Source organism: Propioniciclava tarda (assembly GCF_900182665.1).
Lineage (GTDB): Bacteria > Actinomycetota > Actinomycetes > Propionibacteriales > Propionibacteriaceae > Propioniciclava > Propioniciclava tarda.
The window spans coordinates 112311-127949 of sequence record NZ_FXTL01000004.1 but is presented as its reverse complement, the minus strand read 5'-3'; the positions used below and the strand labels follow the sequence as shown (position 1 = coordinate 127949).

At 70.8% G+C, this 15639-nt stretch carries 13 protein-coding genes; 11 read left to right on the top strand and 2 right to left on the bottom strand.

Annotated elements, in window-relative coordinates; genetic code table 11:
- Position 1: 1 nt before the first annotated feature.
- Both FN821_RS05270 and FN821_RS05265 read left to right on the top strand, forming a co-directional pair.
- Positions 2–1078 (top strand): 2-oxoacid:ferredoxin oxidoreductase subunit beta, encoded by a 1077-nt coding sequence (locus FN821_RS05270; RefSeq protein WP_131171494.1) that lies wholly within the window; start codon positions 2–4, stop codon positions 1076–1078.
- Between the two features lie 299 nt (positions 1079–1377).
- Entirely contained in the window at positions 1378–2712 is a 1335-nt protein-coding gene (locus FN821_RS05265; protein ID WP_131171493.1) for a serine hydrolase domain-containing protein, read from the top strand.
- 317 nt (positions 2713–3029) lie between these two features.
- On the opposite strand, the gene FN821_RS05260 is transcribed toward FN821_RS05265, so the two are convergent.
- A complete protein-coding gene (locus FN821_RS05260; protein ID WP_131171492.1) occupies positions 3030–4376 on the bottom strand; it encodes a sn-glycerol-1-phosphate dehydrogenase in 1347 nt (448 codons plus the stop codon).
- A gap of 232 nt (positions 4377–4608) precedes the next feature.
- Positions 4609–5601 carry a glycosyltransferase gene (locus FN821_RS05255; RefSeq protein WP_131171491.1) on the bottom strand — a complete coding sequence of 331 codons (993 nt, stop codon included), beginning with the start codon at positions 5599–5601 and terminating at the stop codon, positions 4609–4611.
- Between the two features lie 216 nt (positions 5602–5817).
- Between FN821_RS05255 and selD the strand changes: the two genes are divergently transcribed.
- From selD to FN821_RS05210, 9 genes are all read left to right on the top strand, one after another.
- Entirely contained in the window at positions 5818–6861 is a 1044-nt protein-coding gene (gene selD / locus FN821_RS05250; protein WP_131171490.1) for a selenide, water dikinase SelD, read from the top strand.
- Between the two features lie 11 nt (positions 6862–6872).
- Positions 6873–7475, top strand: coding sequence for a sulfurtransferase-like selenium metabolism protein YedF (gene yedF / locus FN821_RS05245; RefSeq protein WP_131171489.1), 603 nt, complete (start codon positions 6873–6875; stop codon positions 7473–7475).
- Positions 7472–8452, top strand: coding sequence for a molybdenum hydroxylase (locus tag FN821_RS05240; RefSeq protein ID WP_131171488.1), 981 nt, complete (start codon positions 7472–7474; stop codon positions 8450–8452). The genes yedF and FN821_RS05240 overlap by 4 nt, the downstream gene beginning before the upstream one ends.
- A 64-nt stretch (positions 8453–8516) precedes the next feature.
- The gene (locus FN821_RS05235) at positions 8517–9653 is read left to right on the top strand and encodes an aminotransferase class V-fold PLP-dependent enzyme (protein ID WP_131171487.1); all 1137 of its coding nucleotides are present in this window, start codon (positions 8517–8519) and stop codon (positions 9651–9653) included.
- Between the two features lie 28 nt (positions 9654–9681).
- The gene (locus FN821_RS05230) at positions 9682–9930 is read left to right on the top strand and encodes a putative Se/S carrier protein (RefSeq protein WP_131171486.1); all 249 of its coding nucleotides are present in this window, start codon (positions 9682–9684) and stop codon (positions 9928–9930) included.
- Complete coding sequence (gene yqeC, locus FN821_RS05225) at positions 9896–10867, top strand: selenium cofactor biosynthesis protein YqeC (protein ID WP_165489250.1); 972 nt, start codon at positions 9896–9898, stop codon at positions 10865–10867. The genes FN821_RS05230 and yqeC overlap by 35 nt, the downstream gene beginning before the upstream one ends.
- Before the next feature lie 13 nt (positions 10868–10880).
- Complete coding sequence (locus tag FN821_RS05220) at positions 10881–11882, top strand: XdhC family protein (protein ID WP_131171484.1); 1002 nt, start codon at positions 10881–10883, stop codon at positions 11880–11882.
- Between the two features lie 340 nt (positions 11883–12222).
- A complete protein-coding gene (xdh, locus tag FN821_RS05215; protein ID WP_131171483.1) occupies positions 12223–14877 on the top strand; it encodes a selenium-dependent xanthine dehydrogenase in 2655 nt (884 codons plus the stop codon).
- 31 nt (positions 14878–14908) lie between these two features.
- Positions 14909–15331, top strand: coding sequence for a winged helix-turn-helix domain-containing protein (locus tag FN821_RS05210; protein ID WP_131171482.1), 423 nt, complete (start codon positions 14909–14911; stop codon positions 15329–15331).
- Positions 15332–15639 lie beyond the last annotated feature (308 nt).

Here is a 15639-nt window from a genome sequence, read left to right as displayed (position 1 = left end):
CATGACCACCGACTACAGCGACCTCACCGAACTGGCCGGCACGGCGTTCGTCCCCCGGGTGCACTCCGACCGCGTCCTCACCAAGAAGGAGTTCGTCTCCGACCAGGAGGTGCGCTGGTGCCCGGGGTGCGGCGACTACGCCATCCTCGCCGCCTTCCAGCAGTTCGTTCCCGAGCTGGGCATCGCGCCCGAGAACATGGTCGTCGTCTCGGGCATCGGCTGCTCGTCGCGGTTCCCGTACTACGTCGACAGCTACGGCATGCACGCCATCCACGGGCGCGCCCCCTCGCTGGCCACGGGCATCGCGACGTCGCGTCCGGACCTGTCCGTCTGGATCATGACCGGCGACGGCGACGCCCTCGCGATCGGCGGCAACCACCTGATCCACGCGCTGCGCCGCAACGTGAACCTGAACATCGTGATGTTCAACAACGAGATCTACGGGCTCACCAAGGGCCAGTACTCGCCCACCTCCCCGGCCGGACTCGTCACCAAGTCGACTCCGTTCGGCTCGGTGGATCATCCGTTCAACCCGATCCGGCTCGCGCTCGGCTCGGACGCCACCTTCGTCGCCCGCACGATCGCGTCCGATCGCCAGCACCTGACGGCGACGCTGCGGCAGGCCGCGCTGCACCGCGGGGCGTCCTTCGTCGAGGTGCTGCAGAACTGCGTCATCTTCAACGACGGCGCCTTCGACGGGCTGAAGGACACGACGGACGGCGCTCGCATCCTGCGCATGGAGGCCGGCCAGCCGCTCATCGCGGGCGAGCGGTGCGTGGTCCGGGATCCGCTGCACGGGCTCACCGTGGTGCCCACCTCGGCCGTGGACGAGTCGAAGATCCTCAAACACGACCCCAAGGCCCACAACCCGGGCATCGCGTTCGCGCTGGCGTCCATCGAGGGCGCCGACAACCGCGACTTCCTGCCGATCGGGGTGTTCCGCGAGATCGTGCGTCCGGCGTACGACGACGAGGTGCGCGAGCAGATCCGCACCTACGTGGACGCCGCCGGCGGGCTGCCGACCGATCAGGACATCGCGTCCCTGTTGGCCGGCCGGAACACCTGGACGGTGTCGTAGGTCATCGCTCGAAGCCCGCCGTCCCGTGAGGGCGGCGGGCAACGTCCTGTCGGTTGGGTTGCCGGGGGCGATTCTTGGACGCCGACGCGTCCGAGTCATCACTGTGGGGAAAGCGCCCCCATCAGGGCCTCGACCTCGCAGTGATCGCCCCGGGTCCCGGACGAGAGGCGTCCGGGGGCACTGGGCGTCGGACGCGGCGCAGAACCTCGGCGTCCAGGCCAGCCTTCAGCGTCCGCCGGCTCAAACGGCGTCCAGATGGACGCGACGGCGGCAGGGTCCGCGACCGTAGGCTGCTGGGCATGGACGCCCTCGCCGCCTTTCTCGCCGCCGCCGACGCATCGCCCCTGGTCAGCCTGCATTCGCTGCTGGTGAAGGTCCGGGGTGAAACGAAGGTCGAGGCCTATTGGACGCCGTACGTCGCGTCCGACCGGACGCTGGTCTATTCGGCGTCCAAGACGGTGGCGGCCACGGCCGTGGGGCTGGCTGTTGGGGAGGGGCTGTTCGGACTGGACGACCGCATCGTCGACCTGCTGCCCGAGAGTGTGCCGGACGGTGTCGACGATCGCACGGCCGAGCTGACCGTGCACCACATCTTGTCGATGTCGACCGGCCACGACGCCGACACCCTCGACGCGGTTCGCGCGGCTCCCGACGGCGACGGGGCGCGGGCGCTGCTGTCGATCCCGCCGCAGACGCCCGTCGGGTCGCGACACGTTTACAACAACGGAGCGTCCTGGCTGCTGGGCGAACTCGTACGGCGCCGGACGGGCGGTTCGCTGATGGCGTTCCTGCGTCCCCGACTGTTCGAGCCGCTGGGCATCGCGCCGGCCTGGGAGGTCGATCGCCTCGGCCGCGAATGGGGCTTCAGCGGGTGTCGGCTGACGACGCGGGAGCTGTCGGCGATCGGCGAGCTCTATCTCAACGACGGCGTTCACGATGGACGCCGGGTGCTGCCGGAGGGCTGGGTCGCGGCGGCGTCCACGATGCACATCGATACCCGCTTCGAGGAGAACCCCGACTGGGCGCTCGGCTACGGCTACCAGGTGTGGGGCGGCCGCGAGGGGTACCGACTGGACGGTGCGTACGGGCAGTTCAGCTTCGTCCTGCCCGAGCCGGAGGCGACGATCACCCTGACCAGCGGCGGAATCGAGGGCGGCAAGGCGGTGCTCGAGTTGGTGTTCGAGCACCTCGTCCCGGCACTGGCGGAGCCGTGGGCATCGCCCGGCGAGTTGGCGCTACCGATGCCGACGGACGCCGGCGCGTCCGGACCGTGGAGTGCCGCCGTCGTGCCGCCGCGTCCAGTTCTCGCGCCGGGATCGGTTCAGGGGTGCGTCCCGGAGGTCACCGACGCCCGTGCCTCACGGGACGGGGACCGCTGGACGCTGGCGCTGACCTGGGACGGCGTCCCGCTCAGCCTGGCCGGCGGACCCGGCTGGACGCGCCAACTGGTCGGCCCCGACAACGTGCCGGTCGCGCTGGCGATGGGCACCGAGGGGTCGGACGCCGTCGCGCACCTGGTGTTCACCGACACGCCACACGTGCTGGTCGTCCGCCTCGGCGCTCGGACGGGCGTGGCCTGGCTGACCTCGCCCCTGCACGGACCGGCGCTGCGGGACCTGCGCACCTGGGCGTGACCCTCCGCACCCTCCCGGGACCGCGCATCGGCTTCAACCCGATTTTGGTCACTCCCACGCTCGCCCGGACGTGGATTCCGACGCCCCAGCCTCGCCGAGAGACACCAAAACCGGGTTTTCCCGAGCGCGGGCGTCAACCCGATTTTCGTCACTCTCAAGGACGCGAGATCGCCGAAACGCGCAGCCACCCATCGTGAGAGACACCAAATCCGGGTTGGCGGCCTGATCTGCCAGCCGCTCACATCGTGCGCCGTCCTCCTCGGCGCGACGCGCATCGTCCAGGGAACTCACACCCACGCGGCGAGACCCGCGACGCCTCAGGTCCAAAGCCCCCCGGACGCGAAGACCTCGTCGACGAGCTCGTCGAACCAGCCGGCCTCGTGTGCAAGGTCCAAGACGGTGTAGCGCGAGCGGTAGAACATCGCCAGCGGGAAGGTCGCGCGGACGGCGTCCGGGGTGAGTCCGAGGTCGGCGGGCACCGACGGCGCACCCGCGCCACGCAGCATCGACTGCAACCGCCGGGCGGGCACCAACTGCGCCTGGACCCGTGGACGCAGGCTCGGCCAGCCGTCCACGAAGCGCCGCAACCGCTCGCGGACGCCAGCCGCATCCAGGTACTTCGCCCGCGTCTCCCCCACCGCGTAGTCGCCCAACGACCCCGCGAAGCGACCACGAACGGACGCCTCCAGCTCGTCCCAGGTCGGCCACGCCGCAGCGGCGGCGTCCACATCAAGCGAGGTCAGGTCCCGGGCGAGGAAGCGCTCGTAGAACGCACACATCGCGAGCGTGCCGATGGCGACCTTTTGCCCATGCGACAAGGGCGGATTCCGGTCGACGCCCAGGTGGTCGAGCTCCCACAGGTGGGCGAAGTAGTGCTCGGCGCCGGACGCCGGACGCGTCCCGCGGTAGACCTGCATCGCCAAACCGGACAGCACCAGACCCGACACCAGGCCCGAGTAGGCGTCGGCGTCGCCGGCGGCCAGCGCCTCCGGACGCGACAGCGCCTCGGCCACGCCGCTCTGCACGAGCTTCCACGCGAGCGGATCGATCGGGTCGAGGCCGACGGCGTCCGCGAGGATCCAGTCGGCTCCGGCGGGGATCTTCGCCGACAGGTCGCCGTACCCGGACGCCACCAGCCACCCGGGCGCCGCCGCGGCGACGTCGAGGTCGATCAGACACACGGCCGGCGCCGCGCAAGGACGCGTCTGCTTGACCCCGTCCGCGCTCATGGGCGCCCCGAAGCCGGAGTACCCATCCATGGACGCCGCCGTCCCGACGACCGCGTAGGGGCGTCCGAGGTCGCCCGAGGCCAGCTTGACCAGGTCGTTGATCGTGCCCGAGCCGACGGCCACGCCGGTCGCGTCCGTCTCGGCCAGCCGCGCCTGGATGTCGCGGCTGATCGCGAGGTCGGCGTACACGGGCGGCTCGCCGGGGAAGATCACGGGCTCCACCGTCGGCACGCCCAGCCCCTGAAGCCCCTCAAACACCGACCGGCCGGCGGCGTCCCAGGTGCGCTCGTCGGCGACGACCAGCGCGGGACGGCGTCCGTCGAACAGTTCCTCCGCCAGGATCGCCGGGATCCGCGGCAGCAGCCCCCGCGCCACCTCGACCACCCGCGTGTCGCTCGCCGCCGCGAGCCCCTCGCTGATGAGTTCGTGGGTCATGGCAGTCCCTTCCGTCGGCTGCCCCCAGCCTGTCGCAGATGCGGACGCCGCGGGCACCGGTCCACGTCGTCGGGCCCGCAGCGGGCCACGGACGACAGCGATCGGGATGCCTCCGAGCCCGGCATGGCGTCTGAGTGCTCGATGTGTCGGACATCCGAAACGTTCAGCACTCAGTCATCGGTTGGCCTGGGCCCGCCGTCGGCCACCTGGACGCTCGCGCCCCGTCAGGCGATCAGGCGACGAGCGCCTCGATCGCCGCGACCGCGACCCGGACGCCATCCTCGGACGCCATGGCCTCGGCCACCTCCCGGGCTCGCTCACGCATCGCCGCAGACTCGACCTCAGCCAGGGCCGCGGCGACGGCGTCCGAACGGGGTCGACGGGGATCCAGGGGACGCGAGCCGATGCCGACGGCCCGGAGGCGTCCGGCCCAGAAGGGCTGGTCCAGCGTGAACGGAACCGGGATCGACGGCACCCCGGACGCCGCCGCCGCGTGCGTCGTGCCGGCGCCGCAGTGGTGGATGATCGCGGCGCAGCGCGGGAACAGCCACTCGTGCGGGACGGGTCCGATGCGCAAGACCCCTGATGGCAGCGCGGTTGAGCCCAGCTCGGCCCAGCCGGCCGACACCAGGATGCGGCGTCCGACGAGGCCGTCGAGAAGGGTGCGGAGCAGGCGGTCCATGCCCGAGATGGGCGGCATCGACCCGAAGCCGAGGTAGATCGGGGGCTCGCCGGCGTCCAGAAAGGTCGTCAGATCGGCGTCCGGACGCCAGCCCGAGTCGGGTGGCAGCCGCCACGCCCCGGTGACCGTGAAGCGGTCGGCGGGCCAGTCGTCCGGCGCGGTCAGCAGGGTCGGTGACCAGCCGCACAGCATGCGCTGGCCACGGATGGGATCTCCGATGGGCGGCTGTCCCCTCGCGCGGCGGGCCTTGTTGAGCGGCGGCCCCGCGACCCGCCAAGCCAGGGACTCGACGAACCTCCCCAGCGGACGATTCAGCCACCGCGGCACGCGACGCAGCCCGAGTCCGGCGGGCGGGAAGTCGCGGGTCGGCTCGAACGGTTGCAGGACCCCGAACACCCTGGTCGCGCCCACGGCGAGCGCGGCCGAGCCGGCGTGGAAGCCCGCCACCGGCATCCCGAGCAGGACGTCGGCCCCGGCGGCGGCGTCCTCGATGGTGTCGAGCCAGGCCGCGTCGGGGACCGCATCGGCGTCCGACCCCTGCACCGGCCCCGCACCCGGACCGTCGCGATCGGATCTCGGTGCAGCGTGGTTCCCGATGCCGGGTTGAGGGCGAATTCGCCCCGATTCAGCCATCGACCACCGCCCTGTCCCCGATTTGTCGAGTAGCACACGATTGGTAGTTGCCCAGCGGACGCCCCGGGCGCCGCACTACCGCCCCCGGGACTACCATTTCGATACCACTCGCCGGGAGGAGGACGCATGGACGCGACCATCGCGCCACTGTTCTGCTCCGGCGGCGGATGCACGGCCAAGCTCGGCCCCCGCGCGCTCTCGCGGGTGCTGTCGCAGCTTCCCGCCCCCACCGACCCTGACCTCCTGGTGGGCTTCGCCTCGTCCGACGACGCCGCCGTGCTGCGCCTCACCGACGACCTAGCGGTCGTCAGCACCCTCGACTTCTTCCCGCCCGTCGTGGCCGACCCGTACACGTTCGGCCAGATCGCAGCGGCCAACGCGATGAGTGACGTGTGGGCCATGGGCGGACGCGTCCGCACGGCGCTCAACATCGTGGCCTTCGATGAGGACGGCGACCTCAACCAACTGGGCGCGATCCTGGCGGGGGGCGCCGAGCGGGTCGCCGCGGCCGGCGCCTCGCTCGCGGGCGGGCATTCGATCACCGGCGACGGCGTCCTGTACGGGCTGAGCGTCACGGGCACCGTCGACCCGCGCCACCTGTGGCGCAACGACACCCCGCAGCCGGGCGACGCGCTCGTCCTGACCAAGCCCCTCGGCGTCGGCATCGCCTGCGCCGCGCACCGCCTCGACTCGGCCCCGCCCGGCGCCTTCGAGGCGGCCGTCGCGTCCATGACCGAGCTCAACCTGCGCGCCGCCGAACTCCTCCAGACCCCGCACGCCGTCACTGACGTCACCGGATTCGGACTCGCCGGCCACCTCCTCGAGATGCTCGGCACCGACTTCAGCGCCACTATCGACACCCTCGCGCTGCCCCTGATCCCGCACGTCCGGACGCTGGCCGAAGGCTTCTTCCTCACCGCCGCCGCCCAACGCAACCGCACCCACGCCGAGGCGAACGGGCTCGTCTTCGACCGCGTCCCCTTCGGCGTCCAGGAGGTGCTGTTCGACGCGCAAACGTCCGGTGGCCTGCTGGTCGCGATGCCCCGTCCGGACGCCGACGCGTACGTCGCCGCCCTGGCCGACGACCGCGCCGCCAGCGGGACGCGACTCGCGGCGTCCATCATCGGGACCGTCACCGAGCGGGCCGAGCACACGATCCTGGTCCGATAGAAAGGCACGCCATGCAGACCCTGGACCTCACCGGAAAGTCCTGCCCGATCCCCGTGATCGAGACGAAGAAGGCGCTCGAAGCCTCCGCGCCCGGCACGACGTTCGAGGTCATCGTCGACAACCCGACCTCGGTCGAGAACCTGGCGAAGTTCGCGTCCCAGCGCGGCTATGGCTTCGTGCGCGGCTCGGACGCCCCGGGCGAGTTCCGCGTCCAGCTGACCAGCCCAGACGCCGACGCCGCCGGTTCCGCTGAGGGTGCGCCGGCGGCGTCCGGACGGAAGGTGCGGGTGGTCGCAGTGTCGTCCCGGACCATGGGCGAAGGCGACGAGCGCCTGGGCGCGACGCTGCTGAAGGGGTTCCTGTACGCGCTCACCGAGGCGGACGCGTGGCCCGACTCGGTGCTCTTCTACAACGGCGGCGCTTACCTGACGACCGAGGGCTCGGAGTCGATCGAGGACCTCAAGCGGCTCGAGGACGCCGGCGTCCAGGTGCTCACGTGCGGCACCTGCCTGAACCACTACGGGCTCGGCGACAAGCTGGCGGTCGGCGGGGTGTCGAACATGTACACGATCGTCGAGATCCTCAGCGCGGCAGATCTCATCATCAAGCCATGACGGTTGAGGTGCCGGGACTCGTTGTCGTCCGCGGGGCCGGCGACATCGCGACCGGGGTGATCCAGAAGCTGGTGCACGCCGGGTTCGCCGTGGTCGCGCTCGAGACGGCCGAGCCGATGGCGATTCGGTGGCGGGCGGCGCTGGCGACGGCCGTGCGCGAGGCCCGGTGGGTGGTCGAGGACCTGGAGGGCGTCCGAGTCGCGTCCTGGGCGGAGGCGTCCGGGGTGCTCGCCGAGTCCCACGTGCGACTTTCGTCGGGTCGTCGCCAACAAAGTCACACGTGGAGCGGGTGGCAGGTACCGGTTCTGGTCGACCCCGAGGGTGCGCTGCTGGGGGAGGTCCGGCCGTGGGCGGTCGTGGACGCCGTGCTGGCCAAGCGCAACGTGGGCACCACCATCGAGATGGCACCCGTGGTGGTCGGGCTCGGGCCGGGGTTCACCGCGGGAGTCGACTGCCACTACGTCATCGAGACCATGCGCGGCCACGAGCTCGGACGCGTCATCGGAGACGGTCCCGCGCTGCCCAACACCGGCATCCCGGGTTTGATCGCCGGACGCGCCAAGGAGCGCGTGCTGCATGCGCCGGCGTCTGGGGTGGTTCGGGTGGTCCGCGGCATCGGCGACGTCGTCGAGGCCGACGAGGTGGTGTGTCTGATCGAGGCCGACGATGAGCCTCAAGACGGTGGCGTCGCCGGACCGGGCGATATCCCCTCTTACGGCAGGCAATCCGCCGCGGCCGGGAGACCTCACCGTCCCCCTGAGGTCCGGGCAGCGATCGCTGGGGTGATCCGCGGGATGATCCCGGACGGCGCGCGCGTGCACGCGGGCATGAAGATCGCCGACGTCGATCCACGCGTGGAACTCGCGTCCTCGGTGGACACCATCTCCGACAAGTCCCGTGCCGTCGGCGGTGGGGCGTTGGACGCCGTGCTCCAGGGACTCATGGCGAGCGGCCGCTGGCCAGCAGCCAGGGTTTGACGGTCGCCATGAGCATCCCGACCCCCGTGCCCCCCGCCGAGGGACCAAGCCTGCGAGGCGTCCGATGATCTACCTCGACAACGCGGCCACGTCCTGGCCGAAAGCCCCCGGCGTCGCCGAGGCGATGACCGCGGCCCTGGGCGCCGGCAATCCCGGACGCGGCGCGCACGACCAGGCCCTCGATGCCGGACGTATCCTGTTGCGCGTCCGGACCCGGGCCGCGCGGCTGTTCGGGGCCGCACCCGAGCGGGTGATCCTCACCCACAGCGCCACCCACGGCCTCAACCTCGCGATCGCCGGACTCCTCAACCCCGGCGACCACGCGATCACCACCGACCTCGAACACAACTCGGTGCTGCGTCCGCTGTACGCGGCCCGGGCCCGCGGGGTCGAGCTGACGATCGTCCGATCCGAGCGCGGGGTCATCAGCCCGGACGCCGTCGCCGCGGCCCTGCGTCCGTCGACTCGGCTGGTGGCGATCGGCCACGCCTCGAACGTCCTCGGCACCGTGCAACCGATCGACGCGATCGCTCAACTCTGCGTCCACCAGGGCATTCACCTGATCGTCGACGCCGCCCAGACCGCTGGACTCCTCCCCCTCGACTTCACCCAGACCCCCCTTGCGGCCCTCGCAACCGGCGGCCACAAGTCCCTCCTCGGGCCCGCGGGCACCGGCCTTCTCGTCCTGGGCGACGGCGTCCGACCGCGGCCGTTCGAGGTCGGCGGCACCGGCGAGGACACGTTCAACGAGTCCATGCCGGCCGCCCTCCCCGAGGCCTTGGAGGCCGGCACGCCGAACGTGCCCGGGCTCGCCGGGCTGGCGGCATCCCTCGACGTCGTTCTCTCTGCGGGCGGCACGCACCTGGCCCGTGCCCTCACCCAAGCGCGCCGGCTGCGGGATGGGCTCGTGGCGTCCGGACGCTTCTGGACCCCCGACGTCGACGCCGACGCCTGGGGTGTCCCGGTGGTGTCGGGGCTGATCCTGGACGCCGCCGGCCAGCCCCTCGACGTCGCCGACGTCGCGGACGCCCTCGCCCAGCGCGGCATCGCCGTTCGGGGTGGCTTCCACTGCGCGCCGCTCGTCCATCGCCGCTGCGGCACGGAGGCGTCCGGGATGGTCCGGTTCAGCCCCAGCCACCTGACCTCGCACGCCGACGTCGACACCGCCCTGGCCGCCGTCCGCGAGATCGCGGGCCTGTGATGGTCACGAGCCGCCGCGGGGATTTCTGATGGACGCCGGTGCGATCGTCGTCACCTTCGGCTCGACCCTGGACGCGTTCGCGTTCGAGGACGCCGCACGCGCGGCCGGGCTGCCGGGGCGCTTGATCCCGCTACCGACCGGGATCGCGGCGACGTGCGGGCTGGCGTGGAAGCTGCCGTCCGGCTCAGCGGTGGAGCTGCTGGCCGCCGTAGCGGGCATGCGTCACGAGGGGGTGTATCGGTTTGTCGACAACGCCTACTTTCGGTTGGACGCCTGACGATCCGACGCGGCGTCCGCTGCTGGACCTCTTGCCGGGCGCACGCGTCATCACCGCCGTCGGCGCCGGGGGCAAGACGTCGCTGATAAACGCGCTCGCCGACGAGGCGTCCGCGCGGGGGCGACGCGTCCTGCTCACCACGACCACCCACATGGTCCGCGAACCGGCGCTGATCACCGACGTCGACCTCGCGCTCGCCACGCTCAACCCGGTCTTCGTCACTCTCATGAACACCGTCGAGCCCCCAGCAGCGCCCGACGCCACACTGAGAGAGACCAAAACCGGGTTGGTCACCCCAGGACCGGCGACTCCAACACCCAACCCGGATGTCGTCCCCCTCACGAACACCGTCGAGCCCCAAGCCGCGTCGGAAGCCTCACTGAGAGTCACCAAAACCGGGTTCGTGATCGTCGTCGGACGCGAGGTCGCCGACGACAAGTTCACCGGACCCGAGGCGTCCGACCTCAACCGACTCATCAGGGCCGCCGATCTCACGGTCATCGAGGGCGACGGCAGCCGGCGCCTGCCGTTCAAGGTGCCGGCCGCGCACGAGCCGGTGGTGCCGGAGGCCACCGACGTGCTGCTGATCGTCGTCGGCCTCACCGCCCTCGGACGCCCCCTGGCCGAGGTCTGCTGCCGGCTCGACGAGGCGTCCCGGATCCTGGAAACCGTCGATCTGGGTGCTCAACGTCCCGGAAACCCGGGACGCTCGGCACCCAGTCACGATCCCGGAGCAGAGCTCCTCACCCCCCAACTGGCGGCGTCCCTGATCAAGGCCGGCTATCTCGACAACCCGCGGCTGGCCACCTGGGTGGGCCGCCGCGCGGTCGTCCTCAATCAGGCCGACGACGCCCACCTCGACCACCTCGGACGCGAACTCGCCGCCTACCTCCCCGGTGAGCTGGTGCTGCTGGCATCGAACCGAAACCCCATCTGACAAGGGAGCCAGCATGAACCGCAACGACTACGTCGCCCTGCTCGACCGCATCGCGGCCGCGGGCGAGGATTCCCGGATCCACTACCTGTCCGGCGCCCGCACCGGCGCTCACGACCCCTGGGACCCAACCACGGACGCCCCCGGCCAACCCGTCACCGGCTTGGGCTCGGCGTGCCGCGACGTCGGCGGCGACCTCGTCTTCGTCGAGACCCTCAAGGGGACTCCGCACCTCGTCATCGCCGGCGCCGGTCACGTCGGGGTGGCGGTCGCGCACCTGGGCGTCCTGCTGGGTTTCCGGGTGATCGTCGTCGATGAGCGTCCGGAGTTCGCCGACCCAGCGCGCCTCCCCGGCGTCGCCGAGGTCCTCTGCGGCGACTACGGCACCACGCTCGCCGCGCTGCCGCCCTACGGCAACGCCTGCTACGTCCTGGTCACCCCGGGCCACCGCATGGACCGCGAAGCCGCCGCCGCCTGCCTCGCCCGCCCGTCCGAGTACGTCGGCATGATCGGCTCGCGCGGCAAGTGCGCCACGGTGCGCGCGGCCCTGACGTCGCAGGGCATCTCTCCGGACGCCGTCGCGCGGCTCCGCGCCCCGATCGGACTCGAGCTCGGCGGACGCGAGCCGGCCGAGATCGCCGTCGCGATCGCGGCCGAGATCATCCAGGTGCGGGCGCGGTCGGGTGCGAGGTCGTTCGACCCGAACGTCGCCACCGGAATCCGTGCGTTGGCAGCCGCCGCCGGACGTCCGGCCGTGCTCGCCACGATCGTCGGCCACGGCGGCTCGGTCCCGCGCGGTGCCGGCAGCCGCATGCTGGTGGACGCCTCCGGGCCGGTCGCCGGCTCCGTCGGCGGCGGGCCCATCGAGGCCGAGTCCATCGCGCACGCGCTGGCCCTGCTGGCCGACCCGGACGCCCAGGGCGTCGGCGTCCAGGACTACGAACTCTCCAACGCCCAGGGCGCCGAGCTGGGCATGATCTGCGGCGGACGCGTCCGAGTGCTGTTCGAGCGGCTGTGAGCGGACTCGACCGAGCACCTCGCGCGCGCACCGTCCGCCGGTGGGGTCTCCCGGCCGGATGCGCTGACCAGTCAGGAGCGCACCATGCGGCAGGTCCGGCGACCTCACCGGCCGAATCGTGGTCGGTCGACACCCGCTACCGAGTGCCTTCGACGTGTGATTCGCTGATTTCCCTAGACGGACCCCCGGATACTTTCGCCTAGGTATCCTTTACCTGAGCAGGAGTGTCCGTATCCCTCGCCGGTATCGCTGGGGAATCCGGACCGTCCGACCCCGGGGACGCCGTCCAAGCTGATCAGCAAACGGCGACCGACATCGTGACGCGAGAAGGGCCAGATCAATGACGACAGCCGCCGAGACCCCCACCCAGGTCTTCACCCTGAACATCAACGGCGTCGACCACGACTTCGCCGAGGACCTCGACCTCCTCGTCGTCCTGCGCGAGCGGCTCGGCATCAAGTCGGCCAAGGACGGCTGCAACCAGGGCGCCTGCGGCACGTGCATGGTGCTCGTCGACGGCAAGGTGGTCCGGGCCTGCACGCAGCGCACGAAGCGCCTGGTCGGCAAGAAGATCATCACGATCGAGGGCTTCGAGCAGCGCGAGAAGGAATTGTTCGAGTACTCATTTGCCAAGCACGGCGCCACGCAGTGCGGCTTCTGCATCCCCGGCATGGTCGTCTCGGCGAAGGGCCTCGTGGACGCCAAGCCCGAGCCGACCCGCGACGAGGTCAAGTTCGCGATCCGCACCAACATCTGCCGCTGCACCGGCTACCAGCAGATCGAGGACGCCATCCTCGACTACGCCGAGATGAAGCGCACGGGCGCCCCGATCCCCGCCCCGACCACCGCGGGCGGCATCGGCACGAACCTGCACCGCGTCGACTCCTACGCCAAGACCCTCGGCACCGCCGAGTACGTCGACGACATCGAGGTCGAGGGCCTGATCCATGGCCGCAACGTCTTCAGCCCCTGCGCCCGCGCGCTGATCAAGGGCATCGACACGTCCGAGGCCGAGAAGATGCCCGGCGTCGTACGCATCCTCACGGCGTCCGATATCCCCGGCTCCCGCTACATCGGCCACCTCGCGAAGGACTGGCCCGGCATGATCGCCGTCGGCGAGGAGACCAAGATGAAGGGCGACTCGGTCGCCCTCGTGATCGCCGAGACCCTCGACCAGGCCCTCGCGGCCGCGGACGCCGTCAAGATCGACTACGACGAGCTGCCCCCGCTGAACACGCCCGAAGAGGCGCTCGCGGAGGGCGCGCACCTGATCCACGGCGAGGGCTACAAGCAGTTCGGACGCTGGATCGAGCCGACGTCCAACGTCTTCGACCACGAGGTCGTCAAGCGTGGCGACGTCGAGGCCGGCTTCGCCAAGTGCGTCCACTTCGCGGAGGCGTCCTGGGATCTTCCGCCGCAGGAGCACGCGTTCATGGAGACCGAGGCCGCGATCGGCATTCCGCAGGGCGACGACGGGATCATGGTGATCTCCGGCGGCCAGGGCATCTACGACGAGTACCACGAGGTCAGCGACTACCTGGGCATCCCGATGGACAAGGTGCGCATCCGGTCCGCGTGGGTCGGCGGCGGCTTCGGCGGCAAGGAGGACATGTCGGTCCAGCACCAGGCTGCGCTCGCCGCTTTCCTGGTGAAGCGTCCGGTCAAGGTCAAGTTCGACCGCACCGACTCGCTGAACTACCACCCCAAGCGCCACGCGATGAAGATCGACATCAAGCTCGGCTGCGACGCGGACGGCATCCTGCACGCCATGCAGGCCAAGGTCGTCTCCGACACGGGCGCGTACGGCTCCCTCGGCGGACCCGTCCTGCAGCGCGCCTGCACCCACCTCGGTGGCCCCTACAACTACACGAACGTCGACATCGTCGGCGACGCGGTCTACACCAACAACCCGCCCGCCGGCGCGTTCCGCGGCTTCGGAGTCACCCAGTCGGCCGCCGCGATCGAGCCGCTGCTGAACGAGCTGGCCCGCAAGGTCGGGATCGACGCCTTCGAGATCCGCTACCGCAACGCGATCCGTCCGGGGCTCGAGCTGCCCAACGGCCAGATCGTCGGCGACGACGCCGCGCTCGTCGAGACCCTGGACGCCGTCAAGGACGCCTACTACGCGTACGCGGCCGACCCGTCCGTCCACGTGGGCATCGCCTGCGGGCTCAAGAACGCCGGCGTCGGCGTCGGCCTGAAGGATCCGGGCCGCTGTGACCTGGCCGTCGTGGACGGCAAGGTTGAGGTCCGGTCGTCCGCGGCCGGCATCGGCCAGGGCGTCGCGACGGTGGTCGTCCAGATGGCCGCTGAGTCCACCGGACTGTCCGTTGACAAGCTCGTTTACACCATGCCCGATACGACCTACTCGCCGAACGCGGGCACGACCACGGCGTCCAGGCAGACGGTGTTCACCGGCCAGGCGGCCCGCATCGCAGGCCTGCAGCTCAAGGCGGACTTGGACGCCGGGGCGTCCCTCGACGATCTGAACGGCAAGATCTACCACGGCGAGTTCGACGCCGAGACCGACCCGATCACGTCCGACAAGCCGAACCCGGTGAGCCACATCAGCTATGCCTACGGCACCCAGCTGGTCGTGATCAGCGCCGAGACGGGCGAGATGCTCAAGATCATTGCGGCCCACGACTCGGGCACGATCATCAACCCGCCCGCAGCCGAGGGCCAGGTCGTCGGCGGCATCGCGATGGGTATCGGCTACGCGCTCACCGAGAACTTCACCTACACCAACGGCGTCCCGGATCAGAAGCTCGCCCAGCTCGGACTGGTCAAGGCCAATCAGATGCCGCCGGTCGAGACGATCTTCGTCAACCGCGGCACGTACGACGACCCGGCCTACGGCGCCAAGGGCATCGGCGAGATCGTCTGCTGCCTGGTCGCGCCGGCCGCGCAGGAGGCCTACTACCTGTTCGACGGCGAGTGGCGCACGAAGCTGCCGCTGGAGGGCACCTTCTACCGTCCGAAGAAGAACCGCTAGTCCGGACGCCACGGGGCTTAGGCTCTGCGGTATGGCTGAGTTCGACGTCGAGGGCGAGGCTGTTGCCTCGCCCTTTGGCGTTTCGTCGGACGCCGGCGCGCGCGTGGTCCGGGCGCAGGCGAAGACCGTGCTGCTCGGGTCGGCGTCCCGCTTCTTGGGGCCCGGGGTCGTGCAACTGCTCCACGCCGTGGACGCGTCCGGCTCGGTCAAGAGCGCCTGCGCCACGATCGGGCTGTCGTACACGAAGGGCTGGCGGCTCATCCACACGCTCGAGAACGAGCTGGGCTTCGTCTGCGTCACCCGCCAGCAGGGCGGCGTGGGCGGCGGCCGCGCGTCCCTGACCCCCGAGTGCCGGACGCTCCTGCACCGCTTCGCCCGCTTCAGCCACGAGGTGGACGCCGCGGTCGACGTCCTGTTCGCCGAGCACTTCCCGGAGTTCGGGTCACCCAGTTAGTCGCCGGGATGGGCGGTCAAACCGCGTGACAGGTGACTCAAGCGACGACGCCGGTCGGACGCCTACGCGGAAGGTGCCGTAGCGGTCCAGGACCCAAGCCCGCAGGGTAGGGCGAGCGCGCCTCCGGAGAGTCCGAGCTTCAGCCCGAGGACGACGGTTGCCGGAACCATCGTGGACGCCGCCGCCGCGTACACGACCGAAGGGGCAAAGACCGTCCAGACGAGCGGCCGCAGCGGAGAACTTACGGCGACAGACGAGATCCGCACTATCTCGATATCACGTATCTTGATATCGAGTTCTCTTCCCTT

Bases quoted from the DNA above. Each gene is read 5' to 3' on its own strand.
- FN821_RS05270 (WP_131171494.1), top strand. From the start codon at position 2: ATGACCACCGACTACAGCGACCTCACCGAACTGGCCGGCACGGCGTTC.
- FN821_RS05265 (WP_131171493.1), top strand. From the start codon at position 1,378: ATGGACGCCCTCGCCGCCTTTCTCGCCGCCGCCGACGCATCGCCCCTG.
- FN821_RS05260 (WP_131171492.1), bottom strand. From the start codon at position 4,376: ATGACCCACGAACTCATCAGCGAGGGGCTCGCGGCGGCGAGCGACACG.
- selD (WP_131171490.1), top strand. From the start codon at position 5,818: ATGGACGCGACCATCGCGCCACTGTTCTGCTCCGGCGGCGGATGCACG.
- yedF (WP_131171489.1), top strand. From the start codon at position 6,873: ATGCAGACCCTGGACCTCACCGGAAAGTCCTGCCCGATCCCCGTGATC.
- FN821_RS05240 (WP_131171488.1), top strand. From the start codon at position 7,472: ATGACGGTTGAGGTGCCGGGACTCGTTGTCGTCCGCGGGGCCGGCGAC.
- FN821_RS05235 (WP_131171487.1), top strand. From the start codon at position 8,517: ATGATCTACCTCGACAACGCGGCCACGTCCTGGCCGAAAGCCCCCGGC.
- FN821_RS05230 (WP_131171486.1), top strand. From the start codon at position 9,682: ATGGACGCCGGTGCGATCGTCGTCACCTTCGGCTCGACCCTGGACGCG.
- FN821_RS05220 (WP_131171484.1), top strand. From the start codon at position 10,881: ATGAACCGCAACGACTACGTCGCCCTGCTCGACCGCATCGCGGCCGCG.
- xdh (WP_131171483.1), top strand. From the start codon at position 12,223: ATGACGACAGCCGCCGAGACCCCCACCCAGGTCTTCACCCTGAACATC.
- FN821_RS05210 (WP_131171482.1), top strand. From the start codon at position 14,909: ATGGCTGAGTTCGACGTCGAGGGCGAGGCTGTTGCCTCGCCCTTTGGC.